We start from the raw sequence: 14,827 nt of genomic DNA on the forward strand, positions 1-14,827 counted from the left end.
TCACCTGCAAGGGCGCTCCCGCAAGCAACCCGGCATAGCCGGAGCTTGCGCTGACAATGGGATCCGCATTTGCCGCAGGGCAAAGCGGATCGCCGCTTGCATCCCCCAAGGGAGATTGATTACAGCTCAGGCTCTGCCAATAGGTGCGGCAGAGGCAAACCACCGGTTTGCGCAAGAAACCTGAGAACCTCGTCAAGGCCAAGGCCCGTTTTCATATCAGTGAACGCATGGGGGCGGCCCTTGCGCTGCGTTTTTACATCACGGTCCATCACGGCAATATCAGCCCCCACATGAATGGCCAAATCAGCCTTATTTATAATCAGCATATCCGAGCGGGTTATCCCCGGGCCGCCTTTGCGGGGGATTTCTTCGCCCTGACACACCGAGATCACGTAGAGGGTAATATCTGCAAGATCAGGTGAGAAGGTCGCGGCCAGATTATCACCACCTGATTCAATCAGCACCATATCCAGATCCGGAAACCGCTCGACCAGCCTGTCAATTGCCCGCAGGTTTAAGGAGGCATCCTCGCGAATGGCTGTGTGGGGGCAACCGCCTGTTTCAACCCCTATCACCCGATCTGAACTCAGCGCTTGCGCACGAACCAACGCCTCTGCATCTTCCTTGGTGTAGATATCGTTAGTGATAACCGCGAGAGACAAGTGGTCACGCAGGTGACGACAAATTTGCTCGGTCAGCGCCGTTTTTCCCGAGCCGACAGGCCCGCCAATGCCCACACGCAGTGGACCGCAGTTGGTGTTCATGAGCGATATATCCTTGTAGGTGCCTCGGCATGGGCCATGGCGGCAATTTCGTTGACAAGGGCGCAGCTGCCTAGCGCATCCAAAGGTGCCATTTCTGCTCTTTGTGCTTGCTCTTTCAGGTAGGGGCCCAGCATCTGCATGGTGGTTAGGGCATCTTGCTGGCCCATTGGCAAGGCCCGCTGGATAACGCCAATCAGATTGGCGCAAAAGCTATGCGCATAAGCCACAAGCAATGGCTGGAGTTGAACTACACAACAAGCGGCGGCTGCCCCCGCCACAACGGGAAGCGGCACCTGTGGCAAGCGTGTCAGCTGACGCATGGCCTGAGCCTCGCCCACCCATGGCAACGCAGCCTGTAAGAAGCTTGCCCCTTGCTCGCATGTTTCAAGCAGCCTCTCTTCGCAGGAACACAAGGCAACTGCCAGATTGGCTATGTCGGCCAATTCGCTGCTAATCTCATCGTATGAACATACCGCTTTGGCCGCATGCCAACTGTGCGTGGCAAGTACGAGGTCGTTATAGCACGCCCCGTTTTCCAATAGTTGTTGCAAGGTGGCCGCAACCTCACGCGGCCAGCGCAGGGTGCCACTGGCGATCGCCGTTTCCAGACCATGGCTAAATGCGAAACCGCCGGTGGGGAAGAAGGGCGAAAACCAGCTTTGCAGCGTGGCCTGTTGTGTGAGTGGATCAAGCTGTGCGGGCCTAGTGTGCATGGGCGTGCTCACCATTCACCTGATTGCTGCTTTTCTCATTGTTACCGCTATGTGCGTGGCTATGGCTGGCGTGGTAAGCGCCGCGCAAGGGCGTGAACGGCTCTTCTATGAGGGTCAATGACGCGCCAAGTCCTTCCAGCATATGCCGGATGACGTGATCGCGCAGAATAAGGATCCGTTGCGGCTCGATCTGGCAAGGGAGGTGGCGATTTCCCAGATGCCAACACAACTGCGCGTGATGCAGCGTATTTTGGGCAGTTACTTGAAAAAGCGGCTCGTGTGCGGCCTCGATCAGCAGCGCTGCGCTTTTCCCCACCAACACATCCCCTTGCTGCAATTGATGCGCGCTCGGCAGATCCACCAGCAGCGGCTCGCGCGCAGCTTCTGGGGTGGTCAGCGGCTGGGCCTGCAACACCTTGCGGCGCAAATGACGCACATCGTGCTCCAGCTTTATGCGATGTGTTGGCAATGTCGGAGTGATTTGCGGATCGTTGATTTGCGCCCGCAGCAATGTGTCTAATCTCATCATCAGAATAAAAAGTACCTTTGTGCCATGGGAACAGTTTTCGCCGGTTCGCAGGTGAGCAATTCTCCATCGGCGCGCACCTCATAGGTTTCGGGGTCTACCTGCATATGAGGTGTTGCCGTATTCAGCTTCATGCTGGCCTTGGAGATACAGGATCGGCAATTCTCCACCGCGACCATTTGCTTTTGCGTGCCTAATTGGGCTGGCAAACCGGCATCCAGCGCCGCCTTGGAGACAAATGTCACCGAAGAGTTGGTGCGGCTCTTGCCATAACTGGCAAACATTGGCCGCAAATACACCGGCTGCGGTGTGGGAATAGAGGCGTTGGGGTCCCCCATTTGCGCATGGGCAATAGAGCCACCCAACAGCACCAGCTCGGGCTTGACCCCGAAGAACGCGGGCGACCACAACACCAGATCGGCGCGCTTGCCCACTTCAAGCGAACCAATTTCCTTCGACAGCCCATGGGCAATAGCGGGGTTGATGGTGTATTTGGCAATATAGCGCTTTACCCGCTCATTATCGTTATCGCCGTTTTCTTCTGGCAATGCGCCGCGCTGCTTTTTCATTTTGTCAGCGGTTTGCCATGTACGAATAAGCACTTCGCCCACCCGCCCCATGGCCTGACTATCCGAAGCAATAATCGAAAACGCGCCCATATCGTGCAAAATATCTTCAGCTGCTATGGTTTCTTTACGGATACGGCTTTCGGCAAAGGCGACATCCTCGGGAATATTGCTATCCAGATGGTGGCAGACCATCAGCATATCCAAGTGCTCTGCCACCGTGTTCACCGTATAGGGCCTTGTGGGGTTGGTAGAGGCGGGCAAAACATTATCAAACCCGCATATTTTGATGATATCAGGCGCGTGACCGCCCCCTGCCCCTTCGGTATGGAACGCGTGAATAGTGCGCCCGCCGATGGCATCTAGTGTGCTTTCGACAAAGCCGCTTTCGTTTAAGGTGTCTGTATGAATCATAACCTGCACATCCATAGCATCAGCCACTTGCAAACAGGTGTTGATGGCAGAGGGCGTGGTGCCCCAATCTTCATGCAGTTTCAGTGCGCAAACACCGCCCTTCACCATTTCTTCCAGCGCCTGCGGCTCGCTGGCATTGCCCTTACCGGCAAAGGCAAGGTTCATGGGAAATGCATCCGCCGCCTCTATCATCCGCGCAATATGCCAAGGACCGGGGGTACAGGTGGTGGCCAATGTGCCATGGGCCGGGCCAGTGCCTCCACCAAGCATGGTGGTGACGCCCGAGGCCAGCGCCTCTTCAATTTGCTGCGGGCAGATGAAGTGAATGTGCGAGTCCATTCCGCCAGCTGTGAGAATTTTGCCCTCACCCGCAATAGCCTCGGTACCGGGGCCGATAATAATATCAACATCCCCTTGCATATCCGGGTTACCCGCCTTGCCAATGGCATGGATGCGCCCGCCCTTCAGGCCCACATCGGCCTTGTAAATGCCGGTGTAATCAACGATCAGCGCATTGGTGATGACGGTATCCACCGCCCCTTGCGCGCGTGAGAGCTGACTTTGGCCCATACCATCGCGAATAACCTTACCGCCGCCGAACTTGACCTCCTCACCATAGGTGGTGAAATCTTTCTCAACTTCGATTATCAAATCGGTATCGGCAAGGCGTACCTTGTCGCCCGTGGTTGGGCCGAACATATCGGCATAGGCAGCCCGTGAAAGAGTTGTTGCCATGAGAGCCTCCTAGCCTTGAGATTTAACTGAACTGCGGGAAATCATCAGCGCGGCCGCCCCTAAAGCGCTGGCAGAAATCCAATGGGTGATTGCCTGCGCGCGCGCCGAGACAGCAAAACGTGCGGCCTTGTTCCCCAGTACTGCGTAAAAAAGCATCGCGGGGTATTCCAGCGCGATATTGAGTAGCGCCAGAGTGAGCATCCGCAGTTCTATACCCTCGCCCTCACCTGCAAATGCCGGCAGCATTATGCAAAATGACAGGACAGATTTGGGATTAGCCGCCTGTACGAAAAATGCGCTCCAGAACAAGCGCCGAGCGCTGGATTGCTGGCGCGGGCAGGCAATGCTGCAGTTAGAGGTCAAGGCACTGCGCGCGCTGACAACCGCCAGATAGGCTAGATAAGCAACACCTATCCACTTTACACTGGTGAATACAACAGGAAATGCGGTGATCAGCACGCCCATGCCACTGATAGCAATGAGAGCGTACATCATATTGGCTGCGAAAACCCCTGCCATGGTGCCATGGGTGCGAGCGACGCCATTTGTCATGCTATCGCCTACCACTTTGAGAATGGCAGGACCGGGCGTAAAGTTCAGCGTGATGAAGGTGACGAGATAGCCAAGCAACAGGGCTGGTTCGAAGCCATTAAGGAACTGCATCATCTCACCTCCTATTTTACTTGAAAGCCGCAGATGCGCGCCTTGCCACCAATTTCAATCAGGGCGACTTCGCGCTCCTGCCCCGGCTCAAAACGAACGGCAGTGCCCGGCGCAATATCCAACCGCTTGCCCTGCGCCTTGTCGCGATCAAAGCTAAGTGCTTTGTTTATTTCTGCAAAGTGGTAGTGACTGCCCACCTGCACCGGCCTATCGCCGGTGTTGGCGACGCGCAGCGTGATGCTTTGCCGATCGGAATTCATGGTGATATCACCGGGCGCCGTTATAACTTCGCCGGGTACGAGAGGGGGTGATGTGGTCATGATGGTTTTCTCCCTCAGCGAATTGGTTCGTGTACGGTGACCAGCTTCACCCCATCGGGGAAAGTGGCCTCTACCTGAATGTCATGGATCATCTCTGGTATGCCCTCCATCACATCCTCACGGGTGATCACGTGCGCGCCAGCCTCCATCAGTTCGGCCACCGAGCGGCCATCACGCGCACCCTCAACAACGAAATCGGTGATTATGGCAATTGCCTCTGGATGATTGAGCTTTACGCCGCGCGCAAAGCGATTACGCGCGACCATAGCCGCCATGGCGATCAGCAGTTTGTCTTTTTCTCGTGGTGTCAGGTTCATCTACAAGCTCCAACACTTTGGTAGGGAGAGCCCGGGGCGCAATGCGGCGATGAGCGGCAGCAATTTCTGGCGCAAGGTGAAGCCGTCTTTGGCCAATGTGCGGGCAATGATTTTGTTTGGCAGGGCGCAGACCGCTGTCTGCGCTTGCATTTGCTTATCAGCGGTGGCGAGCCCCAACTCTTGCCGGATTGCATAGGCGCGGGCGCTGAGCTGCTCGCTATCTTCCGGGCCCACATAAAGCAGCGTTGCGAAAGCTGTGTTACCTGCAAGCAAGGCCTCACCTTTGATGATAGCTTCAATATCACCGGCAAGGCGCAGCTCCTCGGCGTGGATGAGTTGTCCCTCGCGATAGATACGCCAACGGTCGTGGAGATGCGCGGTCTTCACCGCTTCGCCCATATGGACACGGCCAAGCACGAATGCCTCTACGCCGACAAAGACAGCACTTGCGGCCAGTTGCACTTGCAGCGAACGCTCCAGCGCGCTGCTGTTGTAGACAATAGTTTCCTGCGGCAACCAGTGCAGCTGCGCGTTTTCTCCGGCTTTAAGCTCGGAGGTGACTTGCGCTGTGCCCGCGCTTGCTCGGTAGAGCTTTTCGCAGGCTTGTGTCGTCAGGCAGAGGCGGGCCCTGTCTCCCGCCTCTGCCTGCCAGTGCAGGCGATCACCCCCGGTCAACCCGCCACTGGTGTTGATAAGCACGGCCTCGGCCATGCTGGAATAACTCTTTGGCAAGCGGATTTTCGCAGCACCTTCCTGCCACAAAGAATGCAGCTGCGTTTTATCCGCTTGCCCGTTTGCGCGCACGCGCATGCTCAGCGCCCCCTTGCCCGTGGTGCGCTGCATCTTTACGTTGCCCCCTGCCTTGGCTGGTGGAGGCGCTGATTGAGCGGGTCCTGTCAGATCAGACCGTGAGGTGGGCGCGAACATCGGCTTTGTCCAAATCTTCGGCGGTGCCAGCGACAACCACCTCTCCCCGATCGAGGATGTAAACGCGGTCTGCCAGCTCGCGACAAAAATCCAGATATTGCTCGACAAGCAAAATGGCCAGGCCGAACTCATCGCGCAGATACTGAATAGCTCGGCCAATATCCTTGATAATGGAGGGCTGGATGCCCTCGGTTGGCTCATCCAGCACCAGAAGCTTGGGCCTTGTGACCAAAGCCCGACCAATGGCAAGTTGTTGCTGCTGGCCGCCGGACAAATCGCCCCCGCGGCGGGAGAGCATGTCTTTGAGCACTGGAAAGAGCTCAAAAACATGGGCTGGAATGGTACGGTCTGCCCGCTTTAGCCCCGCAAAGCCGGTGGCAAGATTTTCCTCAACCGTGAGCAGAGGGAAGATCTCTCTGCCCTGCGGCACATAGGCGATGCCTTGCGCTGCACGGCGGTATGGCGGTGTGTTTTTCAAGGCCTTATCGGCAAAAGTGATGGTACCGCCGGATATGGGCTGATGGCCGGTGATGGCACGCAGCAGGGATGACTTGCCAACCCCGTTGCGCCCCAAAACACAGGTGATCTGGCCGGGCTTGGCATCCATACTCACATTACGCAGGGCCTGTGCGGCACCATAGTGGAGATCGACATTGTTGACGCTGAGAACTTGCATAGCTTACCTCCCCAAATAACTTAGGATGACGCGTTCATCCGCCGAGACATGATCGAGCGAGCCTTCTGCAAGCACCGAGCCCTCTGCAAGGCAAGTCACCTTGACCCCCAAGTCGCGGATGAAGCCCATATCGTGCTCGACAACCACAACCGAACGGGTTTTGGCGATACGCCGCAGCAGTTTGGCGGTTTCTTCTGTTTCTGCATCGGTCATACCGGCAACAGGTTCATCCACGAGCAGGAGTTTAGGGTCTTGCGCCAGTAGCATGCCTATTTCCAGCCATTGCTTTTGCCCGTGGGAGAGATCGGCTGCGAGGGTTTGCGCCCTGCTTTGCAAGCGGATAGTGGCCAGAATTTCCTCAATCCGCTCGCGATCCTTTGCGCTAAAGCGGGAAAACAGCGTGGCGAACACGCCGCGATCCCCTTTCAGGGCGAGAACCAGATTATCGTAGACGCTATGCCCTTCAAACACTGTGGGTTTTTGAAACTTGCGGCCAATGCCAAGATTGGCGATCTGTGTTTCATCCAGCTGGGTGAGGTCTTTTTCGCCTTCAAAGAAAACCTCGCCGGTGTCCGGGCGAGTTTTACCGGTGATGATATCCATCATGGTGGTTTTACCGGCGCCGTTGGGGCCAATAATGGCGCGCATTTCGCCATGATCGACCACAAGGGACAGGTTGTTGATGGCTTTGAAGCCGTCAAAAGATACGCTCACCCCGTCCAGATAAAGCAGTGGCTGGTTTTCTTGCATGGTGCTCATTCTGCTGCCTCCGGATTTAGCGCGGGTTTAGCCGGCGGCGCGGTTTGTTTCTGGCGTTTCGCGGCAGCTTTACGCGCAGCAAAACGCTCTTGCAGCTGGGTAACCAGACCAACAATTCCCTTTGGCAAAAACAAGGTGACAGCGATGAACAGCGCACCAAGCGCGAAAAGCCAAACCTCCGGAAAAGCTGCTGTGAAATAGCTTTTGCCACCATTCACCAGCAATGCGCCGAAGATCGGGCCCAGCAACGTGCCGCGCCCCCCCACAGCGGTCCAGATAACAACCTCGATGGAATTGGCCGGGGCGAACTCACCTGGATTGATAATGCCCACCTGCGGCACATAGAGCGCGCCAGCGATGCCTGCGATCATGGCGCTCAGCGTGAAGGCAAACAGTTTCACATGCTCCACACGGTAACCGATAAAGCGCACTCGGTTTTCAGCATTGGTGAGCGCTTGCATGACCTTACCCAGCTTCGACAAGGTGATGGCACGGCACAGGGCGAAGGTCAGCGCCAGCATGATCGCACTGGCGGCAAAGAGCGCAGCGCGGGTGCTATCTGCTTGCAGAGAAAAGCCGAGGATTTCTTTAAAGTCGGTTAGGCCATTGTTGCCGCCAAAGCCCATATCGTTGCGGAAAAAGGCAAGCAGCAAGGCGTAGGTGAGCGCTTGAGTGATAATTGACAGGTAAACGCCAGTCACGCGGGAGCGGAAGGCAAACCAACCGAAGACAAACGCCAATGCACCGGGCACAAGCAGCACCATCAAGCAGGCAAACCAGAACTGATCAAACCCGTACCAGAACCATGGCAATTCCTGCCAGTTCAGGAAAACCATAAAGTCTGGCAGGATGGGATCGGCATAAACGCCACGCGGGCCGATCTGGCGCATGAGATACATGCCCATGGCATAGCCACCCAGCGCAAAGAACGCGCCGTGCCCGAGCGAGAGAATGCCGCAATAGCCCCAGACCAGATCCAGCGCGAGAGCCAGCATGGCATAGCACAGGTACTTGCCCAGAAGCGGCAGCAAATGCGAAGGCACGTGCAGCGGGTTTTCAGGTGGCAAAGCGAGATTTGCCAGAGGAAAGAGAATGGCAATAGCGAGAAGTGCCACAATCAATGCACTGGCGCTGAGGCCAAAGCGAGAGAGAAGTTTTGCCGTAATCATGCTTCAACCGCCCTTCCCTTTTGCGCGAAGAGCCCGCGCGGCCGTTTTTGAATAAACAGGATGATGAAAACGAGGGTCAGGATTTTTGCCAGAACGGCACCCGCATAAGGCTCGAGGAATTTGTTGGCGACACCCAGTGTCATCGCCCCGACCAGCGTTCCCCACAGGTTGCCTACGCCGCCGAACACCACCACCATAAAGCTATCGATGATGTAGGTTTGCCCAAGGTTTGGCGAGACATTGGCGATTTGCGAGAGGGCAACGCCTGCGATACCGGCAATGCCGGAGCCAAGCGCGAAGGTAAAGGCATCTACCCAGGGGGTACGTATCCCCATGGATGCTGCCATGCGGCGGTTTTGCGTGACTGCACGCATTTGCAAGCCAAAGCGGGTGCGACGCAGCACCACAAGCAGCAGCGCAAAAACCAGCAGGGCAAAGGCAAGTATCCAGAGGCGATTGGCGGTGAGCATCAGCCCGCCAAGTTCGTAAGCGCCAGACATCCATTCAGGATTGCCAACTTGTTTGTTGGTTGGGCCAAAGATTGATCGCACCGCCTGTTGCAACACAAGCGACACGCCCCATGTGGCCAGCAGTGTTTCAAGCGGGCGCCCATATAGAAAACGGATAATGCCACGCTCCATAGCGAAGCCAACAGAACCTGCAACAAGGAAGGCAAGCGGCAGAGCAATGGCGAGGGAATATTCAAAAACGCCGGGGAATGAGCTGCGGATAACCTCTTGCACCACAAAGGTGGTGTAGGCACCCAGCATAACCATTTCGCCATGCGCCATATTTATTATACCCATGACACCAAAGGTAATGGCAAGGCCAATTGCCGCAAGCAACAGCACCGAGCCAAGCGAGAGGCCGTACCACACGTTTTGCCCGATACCCCATAGGGCCATGCTTTTTTCAATAGCTTCAACGGCGCGGGTGGCGGCCTCTTTCTCTTGCGGTGCGATATCATCCCGGGCTGTAAAGGCTTGCAGCAGGGCCAGCGCCTGTTGTCCGCCAAGGCTGCGCAATTGCGCAATGGCTGCCTGCTGCGCTTTGGCTGTTGCTGCTTTATCTTGCAATGAGATGAGTGCGATGGCTTGCGCTAGGCGCGTTTGTAGCTGTGGGTCGGTTTCATTTTTCTGGGCTTCGAGCAATAGCGACAGGCTTTCCGGTTTGGCAGCTTTGAACAGCGCCTCCACCGCAGCTTGCCTCTCGGCCAGTACCGGGCTTTGCAAGGTGAGTTTGGCAATTGCGGCGCGGGCAATGCGGCGCACCTTGTTATTTGCCTTGATCTTTTTGAGGCTCGATTTGTTCAAACCAGAAAGCGGCTTACCGGTTGCGGCGTCAATCATCGGGCCGCTTTGCGGCGCAATGACAACCTGCCCGTCGTTTTTCAGGTAGAAAAGTTCACCTTCAATGAGCGCCTGTAGAACAGGAATAATCGCAGGGTTCTTTGTGGCGGCGAGTGCCTCGATTTGCGCGGGCTTTTGCTTCAGTTTTCCTGTTGCCAGGGCGTTGACGAGCTGTTGGGGGGCTGGCTCGGCATGGGCACTTTGAAAACTAAGGGCAACAACCACTAGAAGCGCGCTGGCGACAAGTTGCAGCAGCTTCGAATACATTTGACCTTACTTCCTATGAAAAGCGATGACAGGGGTAATTCATAAAGGGCGAACAGGGCGCGTACACCCTGCCCACTTCGTGGTTGTGCGCTTAGCTGTCGCCGCCACAGCTCTTGGTCTCGACGTTGTAGTTGCCGCAGGAAAGCGGCGCCCGCCAATCGGAAATCAGTTTTGCGCTGTCTGGCAGGTAATCGGACCATGCGTCCCCTGCCACGAGGCCATCGGTCTGATCTACAATCTCGAATTGGCCATCTGCCTGAATTTCGCCAATGAGGACCGGCTTGGTGATGTGGTGGTTTGGCATCATGGTGGAGTAGCCGCCAGAAAGGTTTGGCACGGACACGCCAACCAATGCGTCAATCACACTGTCAACTTCGGTGGAGCCTGCTTTCTCAACCGCTTTCACCCACATGTTAAAGCCGATGTAGTGTGCTTCCATCGGGTCATTGGTGACACGATTAATATCCTTCGTGAAATCCTTCCACTTGGCAATAAATTCGTAGTTTGCTTCGGTCTCTACCGATTGGAAGTAGTTCCAAGCTGCAAGGTGGCCGACAAGCGGCTCTGTGTCCAATCCGGCCAGTTCTTCTTCACCAACGGAGAATGCAACAACCGGAATATCTTCGGCGGAAATGCCTTGGTTGCCCAGCTCTTTATAGAAAGGGACATTGGCATCACCATTGATGGTTGAAACCACAGCGGTTTTCTTGCCAGCAGAACCGAATGCCTTGATATCTGATACAATGGTTTGCCAGTCACTATGACCAAATGGGGTGTAGTTGATCATAATATCTTCGTCAGCCACGCCTTTGGCTTTCAGGTAGGCGGCCAAAATTTTGTTGGTGGTGCGAGGGTAGACATAGTCTGTGCCAGCCAGAACCCAGCGCTCAACCTCTTCGTTTTCAAGAAGATAATCAACTGCCGGAATGGCCTGCTGGTTTGGCGCTGCGCCAGTGTAGAACACGTTGCGCTGGCTCTCCTCGCCTTCATATTGCACTGGGTAGAAAAGAATTCCGTTTAACTCTTCAAACACAGGCAGTACGGATTTACGCGAAACGGATGTCCAGTTACCGAAGACAGCATCTACCTTATGAACGGCGAGCAGCTCCTTGGCTTTTTCGGCAAAAAGAGGCCAATCAGAGGCGGGATCAACTACAACAGGCTCCAGCTTTTTGCCAAGCAGACCGCCTTTGGCGTTTTGGTCTTCGATGAGCATCAACATAGCGTCTTTAAGAGTGGTTTCAGAAATTGCCATGGTGCCGGAGAGGGAGTGCAAAATGCCAACCTTGATGGTTTCTTCTGCCGAGGCACTACCGGAAACAAGTGTGGTAGCCAACATTGCAGATAGGGAAGCAGCTTTAAGGAATTTCTTTGGGTTTAGCATTACGGTCTCCTTAGGAAGTCGTTACGCCGCCTACTCCGCAAGAGCCGTGCCACTTTTAGGACAATCAAGAAATTTACTAGATAACTTATTGATAAAAATAAACTTTAAACTTCACCCTCTTAGAGAGGCTTACTATTTATTGAGCGCTCTATTTGCGCTCAATGGTTAAGGTGCTGCAAAAATCAGCGCATAGTTGCACAATTTTTTGTCGTGATTAAAAACTAAACTTTACCGTGTGGCAGATTATCATTTTTGCTGCAAAACTGTGCATCTTCAGAGGCAGCCTTACAATTCCCCTTAGTTTTCATAGTGTTATAAAGCTCAGGAGTTTGAAGCCTGCTTTTTTTGAGAAAAGAAGGTTTGCCTCACTCGTGCAACTACGGATAGGGTGGAGTGCTTTTGTTTCCTATGAGGATTTTCATTGATGACAGCCAGCGTCCCCATGCCTTTGCCCGCATCAATTGACGAGACTTTGCAGCTGTTGGAGGGGCAAGGCTATGTCGCTGATCGCGCACTTGCGACAACTGTTTTCTTGTGTTTGCGCATGCAGCGGCCTTTGTTTCTTGAAGGGGAGGCCGGAACTGGCAAAACAGAAGTGGCCAAAATACTGGCGGCTGCACTGAACAGGCCTTTGATCCGCCTGCAGTGCTATGAGGGGCTCGATGTTGCGCAGGCCGTCTATGAATGGAACTATCCTGCGCAGCTGTTGCATTTGCGTGTGGCGGAGGCGCGGCAGGAGACGAAGACGCAGGGCTTTGAGGACGAATTGTTTTCGCCGCGTTTTCTCATCAAGCGCCCCGTGCTACAGGCCCTTGAGACGCGTGAGCAAGGGGCGCCCATTTTTCTAATTGATGAGCTGGACCGGGCAGATGAGGCTTTTGAAGCCTATTTGCTTGAGGTACTGGCGGATAACCAAGTCACCATTCCCGAAATCGGGCGCATTGAGGCGGAAGAACCACCGATTACCCTTATTACCGGCAACCGCACGCGCGAGGTTCACGACGCGTTGAAACGGCGCTGCCTTTACCATTGGGTGGATTATCCTGATTTTGAGCGCGAATTGCAGATTGTTGAACAGGCATTGCCGGGAATTAATGCAGCGCTTGCCCGCGCCGTGGTGCATTTCGTCCAGTCCCTGCGCGAGGATGAGGGTTTGTTTAAGCGGCCGGGGATTGCTGAAACGCTAGATTGGGCGGCGGCGCTGATAGAACTGGATGCGGTGGCCCTTACGCCAGAGCTTGCCGAGCTCTCTTTGGGAGCATTGCTTAAGTACCAAGAAGACATCACCGCCATTCGCGGCAAGCGCGCTGCGACCCTATTAGAAGAAATTGAGGGCAAGCTGGCGACAGAGCTGAACGCAGCACAAGGCTAGGCTATGGCAGAAGCAGAGGGCCAGCTGGCAACCAATATGGTGTTGTTTTCGCAAGCGTTGAAGCGGGCAGGCTTACCAAGTAGCAGCGCCTCTACTCAAAACGCTTTGCAGGCAGTGCTGCTGAGCGGCGTTGGCAAAAAGCAGGATTTCTACTGGTGCTTACACGCCTGCTTTGTGCGCCAGCGCGCTGATAGCGAGGTTTTTGCCCAGGTCTTTATGCGCTTTTGGCAGAAAAAGGGCTTGCTTGAAAAACTGCTGGCGCTTCTCAGCCCGCAAGCACCTGAGAAAGCAAGACGAGCTGAAAAAGAGGCTGCCGGAGCGCGGCGCGCACGCGAGGCGCTGGCCTCGCCTCGCCAAGATGAACATAAAAAGGAGGAGGTGCAGTTAGAAGCGGAGCTGAGCGCCTCTGAACTAAAGCGCTTTCATACTAAAGATTTTGGAAGCATGAGTGCTGAGGAAATTGCCCATGCGAAGAAGGCAATTGCCAACTTGGTTTTACCTTTTGGCATGAAGTCGAGCAAGCGCAAACAAGTTGCCAACCAAGGGGCATTGGCGATACGACACAGTTTGCGCGGGGCCATGGCTTGTCACGGGGAGTTGCTAGATCTCAAAAGACTCAAGCCACGCATAGAACCGCGCCCTGTTGTGGTTCTTTGCGATATCTCCGGCAGCGTCGCTGGTTATTCGCGCATGTTCTTACACTTCCTGCATGCATTGGGGCAGCAACGGCGAGTGCACACTTTTTTATTTGGCACCGAACTGGTGAACGTTTCCCGATGCTTACGGGAGAAAGACATTGATCATGCGTTGCAACTCACAAGCAAAGCGACGCAGGACTGGCAAGGGGGAACTCAAATAGGCCACGCCCTCCAGCAGTTTAACAGAAAATGGAGAGGCAGAACTCTAAGCGGCGGGCCGCTGGTGTTGTTTCTATCGGACGGGTTGGAGCGCGGTGTCCCTGAGCGGCTCGGGCTGGAAATGGCAATGCTACAACGAAGTGCGCATAAGGTGATCTGGCTAAACCCACTGCTCAGTTACGAAGACTTCGAACCCAAAGCACGTGGGATTAAAGAGCTACTGCCTTTTACTGACTTGTTTTTGCCAATCCACAATCTGCGTTCTGTCACTGATTTAGCTCGGCATTTATCAAAGTAGTCGCATTTTTGTCTGTTAACCGGGCTGAGGAATGAGGGTGGTTTTGTGACTGTTGTGCGCGAGGTTTTTGTCTACGTACGGTGGGTTTTGGGAAGTTTTGGTGTCGGCGCTTATGCGCCTTTGCTTTGGAGCTATTGAGATGGCTGTATTTAGCGCGAGCGTTTTTGCCGGGCTTTTTTAGCTTTTTGCTTTGCGCGGTGGGTCAGTGATGTTTTGATTTTGACGCGTGGAGGTAGTGCTTTGCCGTTGCGTTTTGGGCATTGGCATATGCAGTGTGTATTTGGAGATGCTTTGGGAGGTTTTTATGTGTTTGTTTGAATTTGAAGTGTGTGTGTGAGGTTATCATGTCCGGCGGCGCCCTACTCTCCCGCGTCTTAAGACGAAGTACCATTGGCGCAGGGGCGTTTCACTTCCGAGTTCGGGATGGGATCGGGTGGGGGCGCCCCGCCATAGCCACCGGACAGGAAAACCTCACTTGAACTGGTCATTTTATTTGCGCGTAGCTGTAACATTCATTGCTTTGGCTTCGAATGCGCTACACGGCGTTATTTGCGCGTAGCTTTAACATTCATTGCTTTGGCTTCGAATGCGCTACACGGCGTTGTTTGCGCGTAGCTGTAACATTCATTGCTTTGGCTTCGAATGCGCTACACGGCGTTGTTTGCGCGTAGTTTTGTCATTCTTGGTTGAGCATTGAATGTGCTACTGGTGTTTTGTTATACAAGCATGTTTTTTGTTTGTTTGTGATTAT

At 54.6% G+C, this 14,827-nt stretch carries 15 protein-coding genes and 1 rRNA gene; 2 read left to right on the top strand and 14 right to left on the bottom strand.

Translation table 11 applies throughout. The features are described 5' to 3' along the window. Positions 1 to 119 precede the first annotated feature (119 nt). The 13 genes from ureG to urtA form a co-directional block, all read right to left on the bottom strand. Positions 120 to 764, bottom strand: a complete 645-nt coding sequence (gene ureG, locus AYK82_RS16980; protein WP_068318751.1) for an urease accessory protein UreG — start codon at positions 762 to 764, stop codon at positions 120 to 122. Continuing rightward, complete coding sequence (locus AYK82_RS16985; RefSeq protein WP_068318752.1) at positions 761 to 1,477, bottom strand: urease accessory protein UreF; 717 nt, start codon at positions 1,475 to 1,477, stop codon at positions 761 to 763. The genes ureG and AYK82_RS16985 overlap by 4 nt, the downstream gene beginning before the upstream one ends. After that, positions 1,467 to 2,006, bottom strand: coding sequence for an urease accessory protein UreE (locus tag AYK82_RS16990; protein WP_082734011.1), 540 nt, complete (start codon positions 2,004 to 2,006; stop codon positions 1,467 to 1,469). The genes AYK82_RS16985 and AYK82_RS16990 overlap by 11 nt, the downstream gene beginning before the upstream one ends. After that, positions 2,006 to 3,718, bottom strand: coding sequence for an urease subunit alpha (gene ureC / locus AYK82_RS16995; RefSeq protein WP_068318753.1), 1,713 nt, complete (start codon positions 3,716 to 3,718; stop codon positions 2,006 to 2,008). Before ureC ends, AYK82_RS16990 begins: the two co-directional genes overlap by 1 nt. Before the next feature lie 9 nt (positions 3,719 to 3,727). Beyond that, positions 3,728 to 4,384, bottom strand: a complete 657-nt coding sequence (locus AYK82_RS17000; protein ID WP_068318755.1) for a LysE family translocator — start codon at positions 4,382 to 4,384, stop codon at positions 3,728 to 3,730. Between the two features lie 8 nt (positions 4,385 to 4,392). After that, positions 4,393 to 4,701 (bottom strand): urease subunit beta, encoded by a 309-nt coding sequence (locus AYK82_RS17005; protein ID WP_068318756.1) that lies wholly within the window; start codon positions 4,699 to 4,701, stop codon positions 4,393 to 4,395. A gap of 14 nt (positions 4,702 to 4,715) precedes the next feature. After that, positions 4,716 to 5,018 (bottom strand): urease subunit gamma, encoded by a 303-nt coding sequence (locus AYK82_RS17010; protein ID WP_068318759.1) that lies wholly within the window; start codon positions 5,016 to 5,018, stop codon positions 4,716 to 4,718. Further along, on the bottom strand, positions 5,019 to 5,861 hold the full coding sequence (locus AYK82_RS17015) for an urease accessory protein UreD (protein WP_068318761.1): 843 nt from the start codon (positions 5,859 to 5,861) through the stop codon (positions 5,019 to 5,021). It abuts the gene before it with no gap. 58 nt (positions 5,862 to 5,919) lie between these two features. Then, complete coding sequence (urtE, locus tag AYK82_RS17020; protein ID WP_068318763.1) at positions 5,920 to 6,621, bottom strand: urea ABC transporter ATP-binding subunit UrtE; 702 nt, start codon at positions 6,619 to 6,621, stop codon at positions 5,920 to 5,922. A 3-nt stretch (positions 6,622 to 6,624) separates the two neighbouring features. Then, complete coding sequence (gene urtD / locus AYK82_RS17025) at positions 6,625 to 7,380, bottom strand: urea ABC transporter ATP-binding protein UrtD (RefSeq protein WP_068318766.1); 756 nt, start codon at positions 7,378 to 7,380, stop codon at positions 6,625 to 6,627. Continuing rightward, positions 7,377 to 8,549, bottom strand: a complete 1,173-nt coding sequence (gene urtC / locus AYK82_RS17030; RefSeq protein WP_068318768.1) for an urea ABC transporter permease subunit UrtC — start codon at positions 8,547 to 8,549, stop codon at positions 7,377 to 7,379. Before urtC ends, urtD begins: the two co-directional genes overlap by 4 nt. Further along, positions 8,546 to 10,165 carry an urea ABC transporter permease subunit UrtB gene (gene urtB / locus AYK82_RS17035; protein ID WP_068318770.1) on the bottom strand — a complete coding sequence of 540 codons (1,620 nt, stop codon included), beginning with the start codon at positions 10,163 to 10,165 and terminating at the stop codon, positions 8,546 to 8,548. The genes urtC and urtB overlap by 4 nt, the downstream gene beginning before the upstream one ends. A gap of 91 nt (positions 10,166 to 10,256) precedes the next feature. Further along, positions 10,257 to 11,549 (bottom strand): urea ABC transporter substrate-binding protein, encoded by a 1,293-nt coding sequence (urtA, locus tag AYK82_RS17040; RefSeq protein ID WP_068318772.1) that lies wholly within the window; start codon positions 11,547 to 11,549, stop codon positions 10,257 to 10,259. A 424-nt stretch (positions 11,550 to 11,973) separates the two neighbouring features. On the opposite strand from urtA, the gene AYK82_RS17045 reads away from it, so the two are divergent. Together AYK82_RS17045 and AYK82_RS17050 are read left to right on the top strand one after the other, a co-directional pair. After that, positions 11,974 to 12,921 carry an AAA family ATPase gene (locus tag AYK82_RS17045; RefSeq protein ID WP_068318777.1) on the top strand — a complete coding sequence of 316 codons (948 nt, stop codon included), beginning with the start codon at positions 11,974 to 11,976 and terminating at the stop codon, positions 12,919 to 12,921. 3 nt (positions 12,922 to 12,924) lie between these two features. Further along, positions 12,925 to 14,076 (top strand): vWA domain-containing protein, encoded by a 1,152-nt coding sequence (locus AYK82_RS17050; RefSeq protein ID WP_068318779.1) that lies wholly within the window; start codon positions 12,925 to 12,927, stop codon positions 14,074 to 14,076. A gap of 346 nt (positions 14,077 to 14,422) precedes the next feature. On the opposite strand, the gene rrf is transcribed toward AYK82_RS17050, so the two are convergent. Continuing rightward, positions 14,423 to 14,537 (bottom strand): 5S ribosomal RNA (rrf, locus tag AYK82_RS17055). Between the last annotated feature and the right edge of the window lie 290 nt (positions 14,538 to 14,827).

The sequence above is a fragment of the Polycladidibacter hongkongensis genome, assembly GCF_001561995.1.
GTDB classification, from domain to species: Bacteria; Pseudomonadota; Alphaproteobacteria; order Rhizobiales; family Stappiaceae; genus Pseudovibrio; species Pseudovibrio hongkongensis.

What these genes read in the sequence shown, in the direction of transcription:
- ureC (WP_068318753.1), bottom strand. Translation starts at nt 3,718, where the DNA reads ATGGCAACAACTCTTTCACGGGCTGCCTATGCCGATATGTTCGGCCCA.
- AYK82_RS16985 (WP_068318752.1), bottom strand. Translation starts at nt 1,477, where the DNA reads ATGCACACTAGGCCCGCACAGCTTGATCCACTCACACAACAGGCCACG.
- urtA (WP_068318772.1), bottom strand. Translation starts at nt 11,549, where the DNA reads ATGCTAAACCCAAAGAAATTCCTTAAAGCTGCTTCCCTATCTGCAATG.
- urtB (WP_068318770.1), bottom strand. Translation starts at nt 10,165, where the DNA reads ATGTATTCGAAGCTGCTGCAACTTGTCGCCAGCGCGCTTCTAGTGGTT.
- AYK82_RS17045 (WP_068318777.1), top strand. Translation starts at nt 11,974, where the DNA reads ATGACAGCCAGCGTCCCCATGCCTTTGCCCGCATCAATTGACGAGACT.
- AYK82_RS17010 (WP_068318759.1), bottom strand. Translation starts at nt 5,018, where the DNA reads ATGAACCTGACACCACGAGAAAAAGACAAACTGCTGATCGCCATGGCG.
- AYK82_RS17050 (WP_068318779.1), top strand. Translation starts at nt 12,925, where the DNA reads ATGGCAGAAGCAGAGGGCCAGCTGGCAACCAATATGGTGTTGTTTTCG.
- urtE (WP_068318763.1), bottom strand. Translation starts at nt 6,621, where the DNA reads ATGCAAGTTCTCAGCGTCAACAATGTCGATCTCCACTATGGTGCCGCA.
- AYK82_RS16990 (WP_082734011.1), bottom strand. Translation starts at nt 2,006, where the DNA reads ATGATGAGATTAGACACATTGCTGCGGGCGCAAATCAACGATCCGCAA.
- AYK82_RS17000 (WP_068318755.1), bottom strand. Translation starts at nt 4,384, where the DNA reads ATGATGCAGTTCCTTAATGGCTTCGAACCAGCCCTGTTGCTTGGCTAT.
- AYK82_RS17005 (WP_068318756.1), bottom strand. Translation starts at nt 4,701, where the DNA reads ATGACCACATCACCCCCTCTCGTACCCGGCGAAGTTATAACGGCGCCC.
- urtD (WP_068318766.1), bottom strand. Translation starts at nt 7,380, where the DNA reads ATGAGCACCATGCAAGAAAACCAGCCACTGCTTTATCTGGACGGGGTG.
- urtC (WP_068318768.1), bottom strand. Translation starts at nt 8,549, where the DNA reads ATGATTACGGCAAAACTTCTCTCTCGCTTTGGCCTCAGCGCCAGTGCA.
- AYK82_RS17015 (WP_068318761.1), bottom strand. Translation starts at nt 5,861, where the DNA reads ATGCAGCGCACCACGGGCAAGGGGGCGCTGAGCATGCGCGTGCGCGCA.
- ureG (WP_068318751.1), bottom strand. Translation starts at nt 764, where the DNA reads ATGAACACCAACTGCGGTCCACTGCGTGTGGGCATTGGCGGGCCTGTC.